17 protein-coding genes and 1 pseudogene are annotated in these 17,095 nt (G+C 40.7%); 8 read left to right on the top strand and 10 right to left on the bottom strand.

The window, feature by feature from the left end; genetic code table 11:
* The first annotated feature begins 368 nt into the window (after positions 1–368).
* Positions 369–4,055, top strand: a complete 3,687-nt coding sequence (gene metH / locus DPG01_RS10840; RefSeq protein WP_110975100.1) for a methionine synthase — start codon at positions 369–371, stop codon at positions 4,053–4,055.
* Positions 4,056–4,097: 42 nt separating this feature from the next.
* Here the strand turns inward: metH and DPG01_RS10835 are convergent, their stop codons facing one another.
* The gene (locus tag DPG01_RS10835) at positions 4,098–4,469 is read right to left on the bottom strand and encodes a hypothetical protein (protein ID WP_110975099.1); all 372 of its coding nucleotides are present in this window, start codon (positions 4,467–4,469) and stop codon (positions 4,098–4,100) included.
* A 154-nt stretch (positions 4,470–4,623) separates the two neighbouring features.
* Positions 4,624–4,773, bottom strand: a pseudogene (locus DPG01_RS10830) (DUF559 domain-containing protein); the annotation flags it as partial.
* 83 nt (positions 4,774–4,856) lie between these two features.
* On the opposite strand from DPG01_RS10830, the gene DPG01_RS10825 reads away from it, so the two are divergent.
* Positions 4,857–5,060, top strand: coding sequence for an amino acid transport protein (locus DPG01_RS10825; RefSeq protein WP_110975098.1), 204 nt, complete (start codon positions 4,857–4,859; stop codon positions 5,058–5,060).
* On the opposite strand, the gene DPG01_RS10820 is transcribed toward DPG01_RS10825, so the two are convergent.
* Positions 5,057–5,521, bottom strand: a complete 465-nt coding sequence (locus DPG01_RS10820; protein ID WP_110975097.1) for a hypothetical protein — start codon at positions 5,519–5,521, stop codon at positions 5,057–5,059. The genes DPG01_RS10825 and DPG01_RS10820 overlap by 4 nt on opposite strands.
* Before the next feature lie 136 nt (positions 5,522–5,657).
* Entirely contained in the window at positions 5,658–6,878 is a 1,221-nt protein-coding gene (locus DPG01_RS10815) for an MFS transporter (protein ID WP_086208479.1), read from the bottom strand.
* Positions 6,879–6,982: 104 nt separating this feature from the next.
* On the opposite strand from DPG01_RS10815, the gene DPG01_RS10810 reads away from it, so the two are divergent.
* Entirely contained in the window at positions 6,983–7,765 is a 783-nt protein-coding gene (locus DPG01_RS10810) for an AraC family transcriptional regulator (RefSeq protein WP_086208480.1), read from the top strand.
* 11 nt (positions 7,766–7,776) lie between these two features.
* Here DPG01_RS10810 and def read toward each other — a convergent pair whose 3' ends face one another.
* Complete coding sequence (def, locus tag DPG01_RS10805) at positions 7,777–8,262, bottom strand: peptide deformylase (RefSeq protein ID WP_086208481.1); 486 nt, start codon at positions 8,260–8,262, stop codon at positions 7,777–7,779.
* A 223-nt stretch (positions 8,263–8,485) separates the two neighbouring features.
* Here def and DPG01_RS10800 point away from each other — a divergent pair, with 223 nt between their 5' ends.
* Entirely contained in the window at positions 8,486–9,763 is a 1,278-nt protein-coding gene (locus tag DPG01_RS10800) for an MFS transporter (RefSeq protein WP_110975121.1), read from the top strand.
* 71 nt (positions 9,764–9,834) lie between these two features.
* Here the strand turns inward: DPG01_RS10800 and DPG01_RS10795 are convergent, their stop codons facing one another.
* From DPG01_RS10795 to pnuC, 3 genes are all read right to left on the bottom strand, one after another.
* On the bottom strand, positions 9,835–10,344 hold the full coding sequence (locus tag DPG01_RS10795) for a DUF2505 family protein (protein ID WP_110975096.1): 510 nt from the start codon (positions 10,342–10,344) through the stop codon (positions 9,835–9,837).
* 134 nt (positions 10,345–10,478) lie between these two features.
* Positions 10,479–10,748, bottom strand: coding sequence for a hypothetical protein (locus DPG01_RS10790; RefSeq protein ID WP_110975095.1), 270 nt, complete (start codon positions 10,746–10,748; stop codon positions 10,479–10,481).
* 8 nt (positions 10,749–10,756) lie between these two features.
* The gene (gene pnuC / locus DPG01_RS10785) at positions 10,757–11,332 is read right to left on the bottom strand and encodes a nicotinamide riboside transporter PnuC (protein WP_110975094.1); all 576 of its coding nucleotides are present in this window, start codon (positions 11,330–11,332) and stop codon (positions 10,757–10,759) included.
* Positions 11,333–11,531: 199 nt separating this feature from the next.
* Here pnuC and DPG01_RS10780 point away from each other — a divergent pair, with 199 nt between their 5' ends.
* The 3 genes from DPG01_RS10780 to DPG01_RS10770 are packed head-to-tail and all read left to right on the top strand — an operon-like array spanning position 11,532 to position 13,897.
* Positions 11,532–12,329, top strand: a complete 798-nt coding sequence (locus DPG01_RS10780; RefSeq protein ID WP_110975093.1) for a crotonase/enoyl-CoA hydratase family protein — start codon at positions 11,532–11,534, stop codon at positions 12,327–12,329.
* A 50-nt stretch (positions 12,330–12,379) separates the two neighbouring features.
* Positions 12,380–13,294 (top strand): alpha/beta fold hydrolase, encoded by a 915-nt coding sequence (locus DPG01_RS10775; RefSeq protein ID WP_110975092.1) that lies wholly within the window; start codon positions 12,380–12,382, stop codon positions 13,292–13,294.
* A gap of 18 nt (positions 13,295–13,312) precedes the next feature.
* Positions 13,313–13,897 carry a TetR/AcrR family transcriptional regulator gene (locus DPG01_RS10770; RefSeq protein ID WP_110975091.1) on the top strand — a complete coding sequence of 195 codons (585 nt, stop codon included), beginning with the start codon at positions 13,313–13,315 and terminating at the stop codon, positions 13,895–13,897.
* 9 nt (positions 13,898–13,906) lie between these two features.
* Here the strand turns inward: DPG01_RS10770 and DPG01_RS10765 are convergent, their stop codons facing one another.
* Positions 13,907–14,383 carry a hypothetical protein gene (locus DPG01_RS10765; RefSeq protein WP_171264413.1) on the bottom strand — a complete coding sequence of 159 codons (477 nt, stop codon included), beginning with the start codon at positions 14,381–14,383 and terminating at the stop codon, positions 13,907–13,909.
* 336 nt (positions 14,384–14,719) lie between these two features.
* Between DPG01_RS10765 and DPG01_RS10760 the strand changes: the two genes are divergently transcribed.
* Positions 14,720–15,166: a GNAT family N-acetyltransferase gene (locus tag DPG01_RS10760; RefSeq protein WP_086208489.1), complete on the top strand. Its 447-nt coding sequence runs from the start codon at positions 14,720–14,722 to the stop codon at positions 15,164–15,166.
* Here the strand turns inward: DPG01_RS10760 and DPG01_RS10755 are convergent.
* The gene (locus DPG01_RS10755; RefSeq protein ID WP_110975090.1) at positions 15,161–17,029 is read right to left on the bottom strand and encodes a diguanylate cyclase; all 1,869 of its coding nucleotides are present in this window, start codon (positions 17,027–17,029) and stop codon (positions 15,161–15,163) included. The two genes, DPG01_RS10760 and DPG01_RS10755, sit on opposite strands and share 6 nt — an antisense overlap.
* Positions 17,030–17,095: the final 66 nt, after the last annotated feature.

Here is a 17,095-nt window from a genome sequence, read left to right as displayed (position 1 = left end):
ATGACAAATGCGTGTCACATGAAGCCAATTTTTTCATAATTGATTCATTTTAGATCAGCAGTAAATCGCCTATAGGCCTTGAAAGCACTGTGCTTGCTTAAAATTTAATTTTTCTGTGCTCATTACGCTGAATTATTTTCTTACATTTGGCTGTGTTGTCTGTAACAATCTGCTCAAATCAATCTTTCCTCATCTCTATTTATTTTCATCTATTAACATAGACGCCCTATATTTCACTTTCGTGAAAACTAAAGCTAAATCAGCCTTTTTTATTTGCAATATAGCGAATACCACTTGAATTAAGCATAAATGAATATGCTTTTCTGCTAAAATATTGCACGTTTTGAAAACCTGTTTGTGAGTTTTGAATGTCTACACTTGCCACCTTAAAAGCACTTCTTGCCGAACGCATCCTCATTATTGACGGTGCAATGGGCACCATGATTCAGCGTCATAAGCTCGAAGAAGAAGATTATCGTGGTGAACGTTTTGCAGACTGGGCATCAGACCTCAAAGGCAACAATGATCTTTTGGTGCTGACTCAGCCACAGATTATCCAAGGGATTCATGAAGCTTACCTCGATGCTGGCGCAGACATCATTGAAACCAACAGTTTCAATGGCACACGTGTTTCAATGTCAGACTATCACATGGAAGACCTCGTTCCCGAGATCAACCGTGAAGCAGCGCGCCTAGCACGTGCGGCATGTGACAAATATTCAACACCAGATAAACCACGTTTTGTTGCAGGTGTACTCGGCCCAACCTCACGTACCTGTTCAATTTCACCGAATGTAAATGATCCTGCATTTCGTAATATTACTTTCGATGAACTGAAAGAAAATTACATCGAAGCCACTCATGCCTTGATCGAAGGTGGTGCAGACATCATCTTGATTGAAACCGTGTTCGATACCTTGAACTGTAAAGCTGCGATCTTTGCAGTCAAAGAAGTGTTCAAACAACTTGGTCATGAACTTCCACTCATGATTTCGGGCACGATTACCGATGCATCAGGTCGTACCTTAACGGGTCAAACCGCTGAGGCTTTCTGGAACTCGGTTCGCCACGGTGATTTACTTTCAATTGGTTTTAACTGTGCGCTCGGTGCAGATGCGATGCGTCCACACGTAAAAACGATTGCTGATGTTGCTGATACTTTTGTATCTGCCCATCCAAATGCAGGCTTACCAAATGCTTTTGGTGAATATGACGAAACGCCTGAACAAACAGCAGCGTTCATCAAAGAATTTGCTGAAAGTGGTTTAATCAATATTACAGGTGGCTGTTGTGGTACAACGCCTGATCATATCCGTGCCATTTACAATGCAGTAAAAGATATAAAACCACGTCAGATTCCTGAAACAAAACCTGCATGTCGTTTAAGCGGTTTAGAACCATTTAACATCTATGATGATTCACTATTCGTGAATGTCGGTGAACGTACCAACGTTACAGGTTCAAAAAAATTCCTACGTCTGATCCGTGAAGAAAAGTTTGCTGAGGCTTTAGAAGTAGCTCAGCAACAAGTCGAAGCAGGCGCACAAATTATCGACATTAACATGGATGAAGGGATGCTCGATTCGCAAAATGCGATGGTACATTTCCTCAATCTAGTTGCATCTGAGCCAGATATCTCACGTGTGCCGATCATGATTGACTCATCGAAGTGGGAAATCATCGAAGCAGGCTTAAAATGCGTACAAGGTAAACCTGTCGTGAACTCGATTTCCTTAAAAGAAGGTTATGACGAGTTTGTCGAAAAAGCACGTTTATGTCGCCAGTATGGTGCTGCGATTATTGTCATGGCCTTTGATGAAACGGGTCAAGCAGATACGGCTGCACGCAAACGTGAAATCTGTAAACGTTCTTATGATGTGTTAGTCAATGAGGTTGGCTTCCCTGCTGAAGATATTATTTTTGACCCGAACGTGTTTGCAGTCGCAACAGGGATTGAAGAACATAATAACTATGGCGTCGATTTTATTGAAGCTACAGGTTGGATCAAACAAAACTTGCCACATGCCATGATTTCAGGTGGTGTATCCAACGTATCGTTCTCATTCCGTGGTAATGAACCTGTACGTGAAGCGATTCACTCTGTGTTTCTTTACTATGCCATTAAGCAAGGCATGACCATGGGGATCGTCAACGCAGGTCAAATGGCGATTTATGATGATATTCCAAAAGAACTTAAAGATGCGGTTGAAGATGTTGTACTGAACCAAAACCAAGGTGAATCAGGTCAAAACGCAACAGAGAAATTACTTGAAGTCGCAGAAAAGTTCCGTGGTCATAGTGGTGCACAACGTGAAGCTGAAAACCTTGAGTGGCGGAATGAAACGGTTGAAAAACGTCTTGAATATGCCTTAGTCAAAGGGATTACCACCTATATTGATGAAGATACCGAAGAAGCGCGTTTGAAAGCCAACCGTCCACTTGATGTGATTGAAGGTGCATTGATGGATGGCATGAACGTGGTCGGTGACCTGTTCGGCTCAGGTAAAATGTTCTTACCACAGGTAGTGAAATCTGCGCGTGTGATGAAACAAGCCGTGGCATGGTTAAATCCGTACATCGAAGCTGAAAAAGGCAATGCACAATCTAAAGGTCGTGTTTTGATGGCAACAGTAAAAGGCGATGTACACGATATTGGTAAAAATATCGTGGGTGTAGTGTTGGGTTGTAACGGTTATGACATCGTTGACCTAGGCGTGATGGTGCCTGCGGAAAAAATTCTGCAAACCGCGATTGATGAGAAATGTGACATCATCGGCTTATCTGGGTTGATCACGCCATCTTTAGATGAAATGGTGTTTGTTGCCAAAGAAATGCAACGTAAAGGCTTTAATATTCCCCTGTTGATTGGTGGTGCAACCACATCGAAAGCGCATACAGCCGTTAAAATTGATCCACAATATTCAAATGATGCAGTGATTTATGTCGCCGATGCATCGCGTGCAGTTGGTGTGGCAACCACCCTACTCTCAAAAGAAATGCGTGGTAGCTTTATTGCAGAGCATCGCGCTGAATATGCCAAGATTCGTGAACGTTTAGCCAATAAGCAACCGAAAGCAGCCAAACTCAGCTATGCCGAATCCATTGAAAATGGCTTTAAAGTCGATGCGAATTATGTGCCGCCAATTCCAAATACAATGGGAACACATGTACTGACCAACTACCCACTTGCAACATTGGTGGAGTATTTTGACTGGACACCATTCTTTATCTCTTGGAGCTTGGCAGGTAAATTCCCGAAAATCTTAGAAGATGAAATTGTCGGTGAAGCTGCAACGGATTTGTATAATCAAGCACAAGCCATGCTCAAAGATGTAATCGAGAATAATCGTTTCGATGCCCGTGCCGTGTTTGGTCTATACCCTGCTCAACGTACAGGTGCAGATACAGTCAGCGTGTTTGATGAAACAGCGCAGAATGTCACACATACTTTTGAACACTTGCGTCAGCAGTCTGACAAAGTCACAGGCAAACCAAACTTATCTTTAGCCGACTTTATTAGTACCTCGAAAGACAATACTGACTATCTCGGTGGTTTCACGGTATCAATCTTTGGTGCAGAAGAATTGGCGAATGAATATAAAGCCAAAGGCGACGATTATTCAGCAATCTTGGTTCAGTCTTTGGCCGATCGTTTTGCCGAAGCTTTTGCCGAGCATTTGCATGAGCGTATTCGTAAAGAGTTCTGGGGCTATAAAGCCGATGAAACTTTGGGCAATGAAGAATTGATCAAAGAGAAGTATGTCGGTATTCGTCCTGCACCAGGTTATCCTGCTTGCCCAGAGCATTCTGAAAAAGCAGTGTTATTTGACTGGTTAGGTTCGGAAGCGAAGATTGGTACGAAGTTGACTGAACACTTTGCAATGATGCCACCTTCTTCTGTCAGTGGTTTCTATTATTCGCACCCTGAAAGTGAATACTTTAATGTAGGCAAGATTTCTCAAGATCAGCTTGAGGATTATGCGAAGCGTAAAGGTTGGACACTGGATGAAGCGAAGCGTTGGTTAGCACCGAATTTAGATGATTCGATTGTTTAATTTAGAATAAAAAAATCCCCTCTTTTGAGGGGATTTTTTTAATCAATCTTCGCTATCCATCCAAACATTTGGATAATATTCTTCAAAAACTTGTGAAAGTTCATTTGATTCTAAATTTAATATCTCTTCCTCTCGTAATCTTTTTGAACTCAGCTTAATCCAAGAGGTTAGCTTTTCACTTTCAATCAAAGCATAATCATTATCTACTTTAATTAAAGTCCACCCCAATTCGGATAGTTCATCTATTAACAATTTAACAAACCTTTCCTGAATAGCTTTTCTTTGCGAAATTCGTTTTAAAGTATCTCTAGATATGCGATGTCTAGAAACTTCCTTATCTTTTTCTAGTTCATACAATTTTACATTAATCAAAATTAATTTTGCTGTATCAGCCACTGACTTTCTAAAGTCCATACATTCACCTATAAAATGGTTTTTAACTTAAAATATACGTTCCCTTGCGGAACAAAATAAATACTATAAAAACCAATAATTGATGTCAACTATTAAATAAACCAATTTATACATCATATTCGGTATTTTAATTAAATGGTGAAATAAAACCTTATATGCGATTGAGAATCGGTTTTTGTCGATAAAACTGTAATCCTAAAATTTGCTTACGACGTAATCTGTGCCATAAACATTGCTCTGCATCGGTCATATTGCTTCGTAAATCACGCGATGGAAATTTTAAGTTCTTGTTATAAGGTTTCATCACGACACTCTTAGTTTTTAAATATTCTTTTAAGAATCTTGGCATAATATTCAGCAAAGAATAACAATGTACGAAACATCATCATGAACGCAACCCAACTTTTCCTCGGTGTGATCTTTAGCTCAATTGGCTTAGGCTATTTCCTGTATGGCAAAAAGCAAAAAATGACCATACCTTTAACTGTGGGTCTAGTTTTAATGATTTTCCCTTATTTTATTGAAAGTAACGCATTACTAGGTGGTATCGGCTTAATTTTGTCTATTGTTCCGTATTTTTTACGCTTTTAATGTGACTCAAAATCAAGCTGTTCGAATTGAATCTCCACCACATTCCAGTGATGCATCATCTCTCGTAGTACAATAAAGTAAATCAAACTAGAAAGACTATCATCAGCCACTTGAGACACATAGTACTCCCTGCTCTCAACAAAGGTATTGAAAGCACTTTCAAGTTGCACACGGTCAATTTGCTGCTGATCTAGAAAAAACAACACTAAGACCCTTTGGAATAAGCCATCTGAAGTCACGGCAGTTTTGGGTTGGGCATACTTCATCTGAACGGATTCTAAAAGCTCTTCAATCACATAAATCATCGACTCAATCGCAAGCTCATCCAGCAACCCATAGCGCATACTGTTTGACTGTATAAAGCTTAAACCTTGATCTAGCTGGATATGCTGTCCATCCATTTCAAATGAAAGTTGATCTAGGCCGAATGAAAACTTGAGTACACCATTCAGATCCGTCATCGCTTCAATACTCCAAAGTCAAAGCACATACATTCAATGCCGTTATTACCGATCATAATCATCAGGCCGAAATGCAATCGCGCCATCTTCGTTTGATAAGATAACGCGATTAAAACTGAAGGTTAGCAGTATTTCGTTAGTTTGCTTGCGTCTTCGGTAAAAAGAAGGTTGCTAAACCAAGTAACGGCAATAACGAACATACGCCAAACACCCATTCAATGCCTTTGACGTCAGCCAAATATCCTAAACCTGCTGCGGCGATACCACTCACACCGAACATTAAACCAAACATCAAACCTGCAATCATCCCAACTCGTCCAGGAACAGCTTCTTGTGCATAGACCACCATGGCTGCAAAGGCAGAGGACAGTACTAAACCCGTGATAATCGAGAGTACGGTCGTCCAAAATAAATTGGCATGTGGCATCATCAACGCAAACGGTGCCATGCCGACAAAAGACACCCAAATCACCGCTTTACGCCCAATTCGGTCTCCAATCGGCCCACCTGCAAATGTCCCCAGAGCCACCGCCGCTAAAAAGGCAAAGAGGTGTAACTGTGCATTTTGTAAACTGAGCTGAAACTTATGCATTAAATAAAAAGTGAAATAGTTACTGATGCTGGCGATGTACGTAAATTTGGCAAACATCAACACGCAAATGGTCGACAACGCGATGACGAGTTGACGTCCGTGTAGTTTGCTTTGGACGTGATGTGCTTTGGCAGCCAACTGTTTTTTACTGTGGCTAATGCTCCAACGGCTGACACCAAACAACACCCAAATCGCAAGTAAGGCAAATACAATTAACCATGCCACGGCATGCTGTCCGAAAGGCACAATAATCAGCGCGGCCAATAAAGGCCCAATCGCGGTACCTGTATTGCCACCGACCTGAAAGGTCGATTGGGCTGTACCAAAACGTCCGCCCGAAGCCATACGCGCTACACGTGATGCTTCAGGGTGAAAGGTCGATGAACCCACACCAATCAACGCCGAAGCCATGAGCAGTACAATAAAATTTGGTGAAAATGCCAACAGCAAAATACCACTAAAAGTCACCACCATACCGAGTGGTAGCAGATAAGGTTTCGGATGTTTATCGGTATAGAGTCCAATCCAAGGTTGCAGTAGCGATGCTGTGATTTGATAAACCAATGAAATCAATCCCACTTGTGCAAAGCTTAAGGAGAAATTGGTTTTCAGCATCGGGTAAATAGCTGGCAAAACGGCTTGAATCAAGTCATTCAGTAGATGTGCAACAGCCACCGCTCCCACAATTTTAATGATCATGCCTTGTGGTTGTTCATGAACCACAGCCTCACCAATACCATCTTTCATCTGTATTGAAGACGTCATACCGCACAAACTCCGTGTATTTTTCATCAGATATTGATTGTAAAATGTCATTCATAAGACTATCTTCCAATAATCATTGTATAAGTGACAAATTTAAAACACGCATGCCAAACTCACTGATTCAAACTGAAATGTCTGAACTGGTCATTGGACTTTCTTCTGAACACACTTATCGGGAGATCACTCCTGCACATACCCATTCACGGGCACAGTTTCTATATGCTTCGACAGGAATGATTCAAGTGTTTACCCCAAATCATGTCTGGATCGTGCCACCGATGTGCGCGCTATGGATTCCGACCCATGTTGAGCATAGTGTGATTTCATTAAGCCGTGTAAAGCTTAATACGGCATTGGTTCAGGCCGATGCGGCTGCACTGCTGGGACAACAATGTTTTATTATTCGGGTCAGTAAGTTATTGCATGAACTCTTGATTCGGCTCAATGCAATTGAACACATTCCACCCTCCGAACTGATCAGCTCAGATGAACTGTCTCGATCTTTACAGATTTTAATTTTTGATGAAATTCATAAGGCCAATCTGTTGCCCATTCAAATTCCGTGGCCACAAGACAAGCGTTTAATGAATATTTGCCAAGCCCTATTAAGTCGACCCGATCAATTAAAAGATTTAAGTGCATGGGCAGATGAAATTGGCACCAGTTCCAGAACCTTGATGCGTATGTTTCAAAAGGAAACGGGACTGTCTTATCGGGCATGGATTCAGCAAATGCATATTGCTCAAGCGCTCACAAAAATTGCCAGTGGTGAATCCGTTGCGCGAATTGCAAGATCTCTTGGCTATAGCAATCCGAGTGCGTTTAGTAGCATGTTTAAACGTCACTTAGGACAAACCCCGCAACAGTTTAAATATAAAGACGAATAGCTGTTTTTACTTTAAGCGGTGAGTCGATCGACAAATAAAATCCCATTGAGATGATCTATTTCATGTTGCACAATCCGCGCAGGGAACCCCTCAAAAATGCTTTCTAGCACCTCTCCCGTTAAGGTGTGATACACCACTTTAATACTTTGCGCACGCTGTACCTGACCGCGTTCATTCGGCACGCTTAAACAGCCCTCTTCCCCCAAGGACGTTGCTTGAGAAAACTCTAGAATTTCGGGATTGACCATCACCACTGCATCCATTTCAGGCGCATCTGGATAACGCAAATTTGGACGTGAAGCCACAATAATGACCCGCTTTGAAATATACACTTGCGGTGCTGCAATACCTACACCATTTCGTTCAAGCATAGTCGCCAACATGACTGACGCCAGTTGCATAAGCCAATCACTATTAAATTCTGTATCCGCAACACGGGCGGCTTTCAGTCTTAAAACCTCTTCCCCTCGTTGTGCAACAGGTAAAATGACACTCATACTCAAATCCTAAATTTTTATATCTATTTATTTCTTTTTATACCATAAGCTTTTTATTTTATTGCAGTTACTTTTACTCTTTATATTTTATGACTAAAAATGATGGACACGAACACATCTATAATTTTTAGTTAATATGCAGCAAAGAAAGATTGATTATTCATCCAAAAAAGACTTTATTAAAATCAAATACAAACTTTTATTTAACTTTGGAAATACACACATGGATGCAACACCACGACTGACCCGAGAAGACAAACGTACCCTTGGGTTATCATCATTGGGTGGTGCACTTGAGTTCTATGACTTTGTTATTTATGTTTTTTACGCCAAAATTATTTCTGAATTGTTCTTCCCCGCAGGACTCAGCCCATTTTGGGCGATGCTGAATACTTACGGTATTTTTGCCGCAGGTTACTTCTTCCGTCCACTTGGCGGTGTAGTCATGGCACACTTTGGTGACCTCATAGGGCGCAAGCGTCTATTTAGCTTATCTATTTTGCTCATGGCTTTACCCACCCTCATAATCGGGGTCATGCCAACCTTTGAAACGATTGGTTATGCTGCGCCGCTGCTCTTACTCCTTATGCGGGTGGTACAAGGCATCGCGATTGGTGGAGAAATTCCAGCGGCATGGACATTTGTTTCTGAGCATGTTCCTGCTGAAAAAATTGGTTTTGCCAATGGCTTACTCACGGCTGGTTTGTCACTTGGCATTCTTCTTGGCGCTTTAATGTCGCTGTTTATTTCCCTTCAGTTTAGTGAAGCTGCGATTCATGATTGGGCTTGGCGTATCCCGTTTATTGTGGGGGGTATTTTTGGCTTAGTGGCCTTGTATTTACGCAGTTATTTAAAAGAAACACCCGTATTCCAAGCCATGCAAGCACGCAAAGAGCTATCCAAAGAAATGCCTGTTAAACAAGTCTTAGCCAACCATAAAACAGCGGTAGTTATTGGCATGCTCCTAACATGGTTCTTAACCGCTTGCGTGGTGGTCCTGATTTTGGCCATGCCAAACTTATTAGCGGGTGCCTTTGGCTTTGCGCGTGGTGATGCTTTTCAAATGCAAAGTGCTGCAATCATCATGCAAATGTTAGGTTGTATACTTGCTGGAACATTGGCAGATCGTTTGGGTGCAGCCAAGGTTTTGATTTTGGGCTCGCTCGGTGTCGCTACTATTGCAACCATTTTCTATCACAGTTTGGGTGTGGTCAGTCCAAATACGGTGTTTGCGCTGTATATGCTGTTAGGATTTTTTTCAGGCACGGTTGGACTTGTATCCTATAGTATGGTCAAGATGTTCCCTGCACCGATCCGTTTCTCGGGGATTTCGTTTTCCTACAATGTCGCCTATGCCATTGCAGGAGGCATTACACTGCCTTTGGTTCAATGGCTCAGTCTCTATAGCAAGATTGGGGCGATGTATTATATTTGGCTGGTCTGTTTGGTTTGCTTCTTCACAGCTTGGGTTTATCGAGCTCAGTTCGAGGCAAAACACTAAAATGATAAAACCCTTCAATCGAAGGGTTTTCTTTTTATGCAACCTACTTTGAAAACATAAGGTCAAAACCTTTAGCTTAATGTTTCTACGTGCAGATTTTGGCGCAGTTCATCTGCAACAATATCGAGTTCGATTTGGCTAAACTTCCGAATTTCACCTTCAGCATGTTTTTCTAACATGCCACCAATCAACGGCACTTTCACTTTTACCGTCCACTCCATTTGAAAATGGATCTGTTCATCATTGCCTGACACACTACGTTGGCAACTCGCTTCAAGAGGTAAATTTGGATCTAAGCGCACTTCTGAACTCAGTGCAGTTAAATTACTTACATCGGTACGATGTAAACGAAACGCATCTTTTAAAAATTTCTTCGCAATATCTGGAATATTGACATCCAAATTATACGCACGCTTGAGGGTATAAATATCGCCGACTTTACTCGATTCCAAAATTTCCAACTTCTCACCTGGAATACGACGACAAACATTTTCATGTAAGTTGATATCGGCTGCGAGTCGACGGAAATCATCCAATGAAACACCGTTGATGGTGGCATTGACGACAAACTGATGTGCCATAGCATTAAATCCTTTATTTTTTGTTTTTGTAACCATCCATGCCCAGATCAGGACTGAAAAATTGGAGCTCGTTATTCTGTAGAAAGATCAAGCATAGACGATGATCCAGCACCGACTATACCGTGATCTGGATATCAATGTGTGCCATTCTGTATGACAATATGCTCCGCTATATGAATAAAAACCACGCGCTCAAAACAGGCCAAGCGAATATCAAAATGCTCTGCCCCATCATCCAATCCTGTCACAGCCCAACTGGCGCTGCTAGGCAGGTTTTTTAACCATGTCGCCTGATAAAAGTCTGCAACTGAAGTAAAGTCCAAGTATTCCTTTGGGCTCGCTTTTAAACGTTCGATGACTGACTCAAATTGAGCCAATTGTGTTTGTTTAAAATCAATCAACATGCCCAAACCTAGGTACTTTTCAACTGTTGTTTATGGCGTACCTGTGTCCATTGCCACCATCCAAAAGCCGCTAAGCCAACAAAGCCTGCATATAAGCCTGCGGTCAAGAACAAGTCTTTATAAATAAACATGCCCACATAAACAATGTCGACAAAGACCCACAGCACCCATGTAGCAATATGTTTACGACTGGTCCAATAGGTCGCCAACAGACTAAATGCTGCGAGCTGTGCATCCAGTAGCGGTACAGCAGCATCGGTCAAATACTTTAAGCTCAAACCAAATACTGCACCAGCCGTAGCGGCAAGTAGCATTTGCAAAATCACTTGCCGAGCTGTAATCGGTTCAATGCGAATATCATGATCTTGTTGTTTACCTTTGAGCCAGTGATAAAATCCATAAAAGTTCACCACCACAAAGAAAAACTGCAAAATGGTTTCGCCATATAACTTATAGGTATAAAACAAATAGGCATATAACAAGAACGCAACAAAGTTAAACCACCAACACCACATATTGCGCTTAATGGTCAAAGTCACCCCAATCAAGCTAATGATGACGGCAAATATTTCAAGGTTGGACATAGTCAAACTGACATGAGAATAATGCTGCTATTATGAAAAAAACTCCACGAAAGGCAAGATAATTTCGTCCAATCTTACCTTCTACTTATTTGCGTGTATGTCTGACCTAACTGCTGAGTCACAGAATATATACGGATACGCTTTGACAGTTTTCTAACAATCGTTTAAAAACTTATAAAACGAAAGAGGAATAATCAAAATGTCAGAACAACAAGGGCGTGTCAGTCGCGAAATTCGTGGCTCGTTATTTTTAATTGGTCTAGACCGTGCAGCTAAACGTAATGCTTTTGATAGCCATATGATTCATGACTTATCCTTAGCACTCACTGAATATGAAGATGACCCTACCCTACGCTGTGCGGTGATTTTTGCTCATGGTGAACACTTTACTGCTGGCTTAGATCTGGTTGAACTACAGCCAAAATTAAGCCAAGGTATTTTCGACTTTCCTGCGTCACAAATTAATCCTTGGGGCACCAGTTCTAGACTGCGGACTAAACCCGTTGTGGTCGCAGTACAGGGCTTTTGCTTTACCGCTGGAATTGAGCTGATGCTCAATGCCGATGTGGTGATTGCAGATGCCAATACACAGTTTGCCCAAATGGAAGTTCAGCGGGGCATTTTACCCTTTGGCGGTGCAACAGTACGTTTTGTACAAGCAGCAGGCTGGAATAAAGCTATGCGTTATCTACTCACAGGGGATGGCTTCAATGCGCATGTAGCTCTCGATCTGAACTTAATTACCGAGGTTGTAGAAACATCCACGCCAAATTCTGCACTAGACCGAGCACTTACCCTTGCCGAGTCAATTGCACAGGCTGCTCCACTTGCCGTTCAAGCCACGCTTGCTTCTGCACAACAGGCAGCACAACACGGCGCAGACTATGCCTTTAGCCATTTACAAGAACACCTAACGCCTTTGCTAAAAACTCAAGATGTTCAAGAAGGTGTCATGGCCATGTTACAACGACGTCCTGCGCAATTCTCAGGAAAATAAGCAGTGCAAAATTACCGCCATTTTTATTTTCAACTTTAAAAGAGCCTGTTATGCATGCCACAGCCCGCTTAAACACACATCAAATTGAGAAGCAAACCATTCATTTTTCCGCACGGGATGCTTATGCACTGGTGGGAACACGCTATCGTGCTCAAGGCCCTATCAAAGCAAACTTAATTCTTGCCAGCGCAACAGGCGTACCACAGCAGTTCTATCGTCGCTTTGCCGAGTATGCAGTCACTTTAGGTTATCAAGTCCTAACTTTTGATTATCGCGGTGTGGGGCTTTCTGCACCGAAGCAGTTAAAAGGTTTTAGTATGTCCTATTTAGACTGGGGACAATTGGACTTATCTGGTGCAATTGACTTCGTCGCACAAGACGGTAAACCCATTTTTGTGGTTGGGCATTCCTATGGTGGCCAAGCCTTAGGTTTAACCGATAATCATGACCAAGTTACTGCGATGTATTGCTTCGGTACAGGTGCAGGTTGGCATGGCTACATGCCGTTTCGTGAGAAGATGAAAGTCCATGTGATGTGGAATATTATTTTCCCACCCATGGTTGCACTTAAGGGTTATTTACCTTGGAGCATACTCAAAATGGGGGCAGATTTACCTGTCGATGTTTACACGCAGTGGCGAAAGTGGTGTAAAAATCCGACCTACTTTTTTGCAGACCCTGAACAACAGCATTTACTGGAACAGTATGCTCAGGTAAAGACCCCAATCTATGCTGTTTCAGCACTGGATGATGACTGGGCTCTACCCAACTCAAGGCATGCGTTTATGCAACATTATCGACAGGCAGATCTGCACTATCTCAACATTGAAGCCAGTGAATATGGCTTGAAAGAAATTGGACACATGGGATATTTCCGTCAAGGCGCTGAAAACATTTGGGATAACATACTGAATACTTTTGATCGCTATCTATCATCTTCACCACACACCACTACGAAACTCTAAACGGAATAACAAACACCTATGCGCCCACAAAAACTCAGTAAAGAGCAAATCCAGCTCCACTGTATGCAAACTTTTAAAACACATGGTTATGCAGGCACCAGTATGGATTTGCTGGCAAAATCTTGTGGGCTGAGTAAAGCCGCTTTTTATTATTATTATCCAAATAAAGAAGCATTACTTTTGGATATTTTAGACGTTAGCCAACAGTATTTAAAAAATCGAGTCTTTAATATTTTAAAAAATAATCAAATCGAGTATTGCGGCCGCTTTGAACACCTCCATCAACAAGCCGTAACCTTTTTTAGTACAGGTGTACAAGGCTGTTTGGTGGGTATGCTGTCTTTAGAAATTCCTCATTTATCTGAAACAATACAGCTCAAGATTCGCTCTATTTTTCAAGACTGGGAAACCTCACTTTTTGACTATTTCCACCAAGTCATGCCTACGGTAAACGCAGCTTCTTTGGCCAAAATCAGTGTTGCCGATTATGAAGGGGCGATATTAATGACACGTTTAAACCAAGATGACTTTTATTTGACCCATGTTGCCGAACGAATTCTCAAACAGTTATCTATGGCGATACTCAACATTGAGCGCGCATAAGCAAAATCGTTAATCTCGAGTCCGATGGCTTTTTTTGTGCTCTCGCCCACTACGGTCAATATGTGTATAAAACATACCATAACGGCTCACATAATATTCCAATGACTGATCGTAAAAACTCCAAAAAATCGACCATTCGTTTAAGTCCATTTTACGGATTTGAGTCTGGGTTTTTGCAGGCATTTTGACCAACAAAGTACTTTGCATCAGTTCTGCATCTTCCTCAGCACTTAACAAAATCGCTTGATCTAAAAACAAGCTTGCAACATCATCAAACAGCACTTGTTCATAGGCATCAATTTCAATCACACGTTCAACTTGAGCATCACTTTCAATTTGGGTTGTCATCTGCGCTGATTGAACTTGCAACTCAGTTTCCTTTTTTTGCCGTTTTAAAAAACGCTGCTTTTTCTGAATTTTGATAACAATAATAGATGCTGCAACCAAAGCAATGAGTACGCAAATCATCAATAAAAAAGTTGCCATTCCCTGCTCTCGTAACAAATATATTCTTTTAAAATACAGCATTCTTGTTCAAATAAACATCAAAACATCTGACCCTAGCGTGTGCTATTGCATACGAATCACGCTAATTATTCAGAAATAATCTTTAAATGTACGATCAATGCTCTTCATTCAACAAATACAATATTAATGCGAACAGCATCACAAAATTAAATTTTCAGCTCACAAAAAGACTATAAAATTTAATCAAGTCAATATAATCAAACAACACAGCTACATCGCGACTAACAATAATTCAATTTAGTAATCGTGTGCTCTAGCATGAAATAGCTGTTCATATAGCTCCAAGAAGAAAACATGATACGAGCAGCTCAGATTCAGGACATCCCTGAGATATTAAATGTCGTGCATGACAGCATTCGATCTTGTATCAAAGACCACCATCGTCATGAAAGTACAATTCAAGTTTGGTTAGAAAATAAGACCCAATCCAACCTGATTATGTGGATGCATTATAATGACAGTTGGGTTTATGTGATGGATCAGCAAGTTGTAGGTTTTATTATGGTGAGCGATCAAGGTCGCATTCTTCTTAATTATATCTCATCGGCAGAACAGCACCGTGGTATAGGTAAAGCCTTATTGAACACAGTCATTGAACATTTTAAAAGCAAAAAGATCCATCAAATTAGCCTTGAAAGCACGCAAACTGCGCTAAGCTTTTACCAAAGACATGGTTTCCAAATTCGTAGCCAATACACTTCTGATACAACCTCGATCCCCATGATTAAACAACTGTCATAAAGATGATTCGATTGGCATTTTCATTTGATCACGTCCCGCCTCTTTGGCTTCATAGAGTTTTAAATCTGCGGCTTTCATGAGGTCATGAATATTGGCATACGATGTTTGATGATCCATCCACGAAACCCCCATACTCAAAGTTACATAGCCTTTTTCATCTAAGCGATTACGATGTTCAATATGCTCACTGCGCACTGCATCTAACACAGTTTGCATAATTTGGCGAATAATAACGATAGGAACATTATATAAAACAATTGCAAACTCCTCCCCGCCATAACGCGCTAAATAAGCATTATGTGGGAGTACTGCGCTAATGACTGCGACCAAGTTTTGCAGTACTTCATCTCCCTTTAAATGCCCATAGTAGTCATTATATTTTTTAAAATAGTCTACATCCATCATGGCAAATGCCAAAGTTGCATGACTATTTTGCTGTGTTTCCATAAACCGCTTTTGAATTTCACTATTTAACGCACGGCGATTATAGGCCCCCGTTAAAGCATCTATTTGAATTTGATATTCTAGTTTTTCATTTAAATCATGAAGTTGTGATGTTCTTTGTTGTACTTTCATATCTAAAGAGCTATTCAATTCAATCAAATTATTATTCAAGCGCTCGGTATGATAGGTCTGATAGGCATAGTTTCGTGATTGCTGAAACATCACTAAAAGTGCATAAAGGCTCGTTGAAATAAAGGACAAATGAATCGAATCAATAACATGTAGAGTTAATAAGAAGTCATGGATAAACGATAAACACAATAGAATTACAGCACAAAAATTAAGCTTTGAATATTTTTGCTTGGTCTTTAAGGTAATATAAAAACCATAGGCAAAATTGCACAGAATCACAATGCTCAATAAGGCACTATAAAAAGCCAGAGGCTCAAAAACTTCCTGTTCGGATAAAAGTGTTATAACGACATTTAACGTCAGCACCAACATAGAAGCTGTATATATCCAATGGTGCAAATATTTCTGATCGAGTAAATACATATAACTCAAAAAGAACATGATCGCTAAATAGATAAATAAATACTCTAAGCGCATGCCCCACAACCAATTGATATCTAAAAAAGTGGTATAGGCATAAGGTGCTGTGAACAAATTATGTAAGGCTAAAAACAGAATAAAAATCCCGAACACAAAAATACTTTTGCTATTCCTCTCGTTTGAGCCACGGAAAATAGAAAACATCGTGGTGAACATTCCCACGCCAAATACTGCACCACAGATCATGGCTATGCTCATCATTAACTGCTGATAATGCCGATTAACTGTTTTAGCAACCCCGATATGCATAGGACTTTCAAGACCACCGCGTAGCTTATTAAAATTTGAAGCCTGTATGCTTAAAGTAAAATAAGGGCTGTCTGGTACAAAATAGGCAATACGTGGGGCATTTTCTGTCTGCTGTTGCATTACATTATCTGCGACATCTCCTAAACGAACGAGAAAGTCGCCATTTAGATAAACTCGATAAGCAGAATTTTGATTGGGGATTTGAATAGCTAAACGTCGACCAATAAATTCATCAGGAATTTTAAAATGACCAATAAAGGTACCATAATCAATATTACTACCCGTTAGCTCCTTAAAGGAAATAGGAAGCTCCGTTGTTTTTGTTGCTAATTTTTGATTGGGCTGAGTAATCAGTTCATGGTCATAATAAGACCATATTCCATTTAAATAACTGGTTGTTTGCTCAGTAAATTGAATATTATTGACATTCTTTTGATGTAAATAATACTGCGCAGGCTCTGCTTCATATTGCGCCCACGTCGAAGGTATAAGACTTAAAATTAACAAACAGCTTAGAATAAACCAGATAACATGCTGTCTGCCTAATGAGCTATACAAAAGCGACTCTTCCCTTTAATACGCTCTGCCTACGAATTAATCTACAAATGTTTTTCTTAAAAACCA

It is taken from the genome of Acinetobacter sp. WCHAc060042 (assembly GCF_003231195.1).
GTDB lineage: Bacteria > Pseudomonadota > Gammaproteobacteria > Pseudomonadales > Moraxellaceae > Acinetobacter.
This window is presented reverse-complemented; position numbering and strand designations above follow the sequence as displayed.

Coding starts and splice junctions, on each gene's coding strand:
- metH (WP_110975100.1), top strand. CDS start 369: ATGTCTACACTTGCCACCTTAAAAGCACTTCTTGCCGAACGCATCCTC.
- DPG01_RS10835 (WP_110975099.1), bottom strand. CDS start 4,469: ATGGACTTTAGAAAGTCAGTGGCTGATACAGCAAAATTAATTTTGATT.
- DPG01_RS10825 (WP_110975098.1), top strand. CDS start 4,857: ATGAACGCAACCCAACTTTTCCTCGGTGTGATCTTTAGCTCAATTGGC.
- DPG01_RS10820 (WP_110975097.1), bottom strand. CDS start 5,521: ATGACGGATCTGAATGGTGTACTCAAGTTTTCATTCGGCCTAGATCAA.
- DPG01_RS10815 (WP_086208479.1), bottom strand. CDS start 6,878: ATGACGTCTTCAATACAGATGAAAGATGGTATTGGTGAGGCTGTGGTT.
- DPG01_RS10810 (WP_086208480.1), top strand. CDS start 6,983: ATGCCAAACTCACTGATTCAAACTGAAATGTCTGAACTGGTCATTGGA.
- def (WP_086208481.1), bottom strand. CDS start 8,262: ATGAGTGTCATTTTACCTGTTGCACAACGAGGGGAAGAGGTTTTAAGA.
- DPG01_RS10800 (WP_110975121.1), top strand. CDS start 8,486: ATGGATGCAACACCACGACTGACCCGAGAAGACAAACGTACCCTTGGG.
- DPG01_RS10795 (WP_110975096.1), bottom strand. CDS start 10,344: ATGGCACATCAGTTTGTCGTCAATGCCACCATCAACGGTGTTTCATTG.
- DPG01_RS10790 (WP_110975095.1), bottom strand. CDS start 10,748: ATGTTGATTGATTTTAAACAAACACAATTGGCTCAATTTGAGTCAGTC.
- pnuC (WP_110975094.1), bottom strand. CDS start 11,332: ATGTCCAACCTTGAAATATTTGCCGTCATCATTAGCTTGATTGGGGTG.
- DPG01_RS10780 (WP_110975093.1), top strand. CDS start 11,532: ATGTCAGAACAACAAGGGCGTGTCAGTCGCGAAATTCGTGGCTCGTTA.
- DPG01_RS10775 (WP_110975092.1), top strand. CDS start 12,380: ATGCATGCCACAGCCCGCTTAAACACACATCAAATTGAGAAGCAAACC.
- DPG01_RS10770 (WP_110975091.1), top strand. CDS start 13,313: ATGCGCCCACAAAAACTCAGTAAAGAGCAAATCCAGCTCCACTGTATG.
- DPG01_RS10765 (WP_171264413.1), bottom strand. CDS start 14,383: ATGGCAACTTTTTTATTGATGATTTGCGTACTCATTGCTTTGGTTGCA.
- DPG01_RS10760 (WP_086208489.1), top strand. CDS start 14,720: ATGATACGAGCAGCTCAGATTCAGGACATCCCTGAGATATTAAATGTC.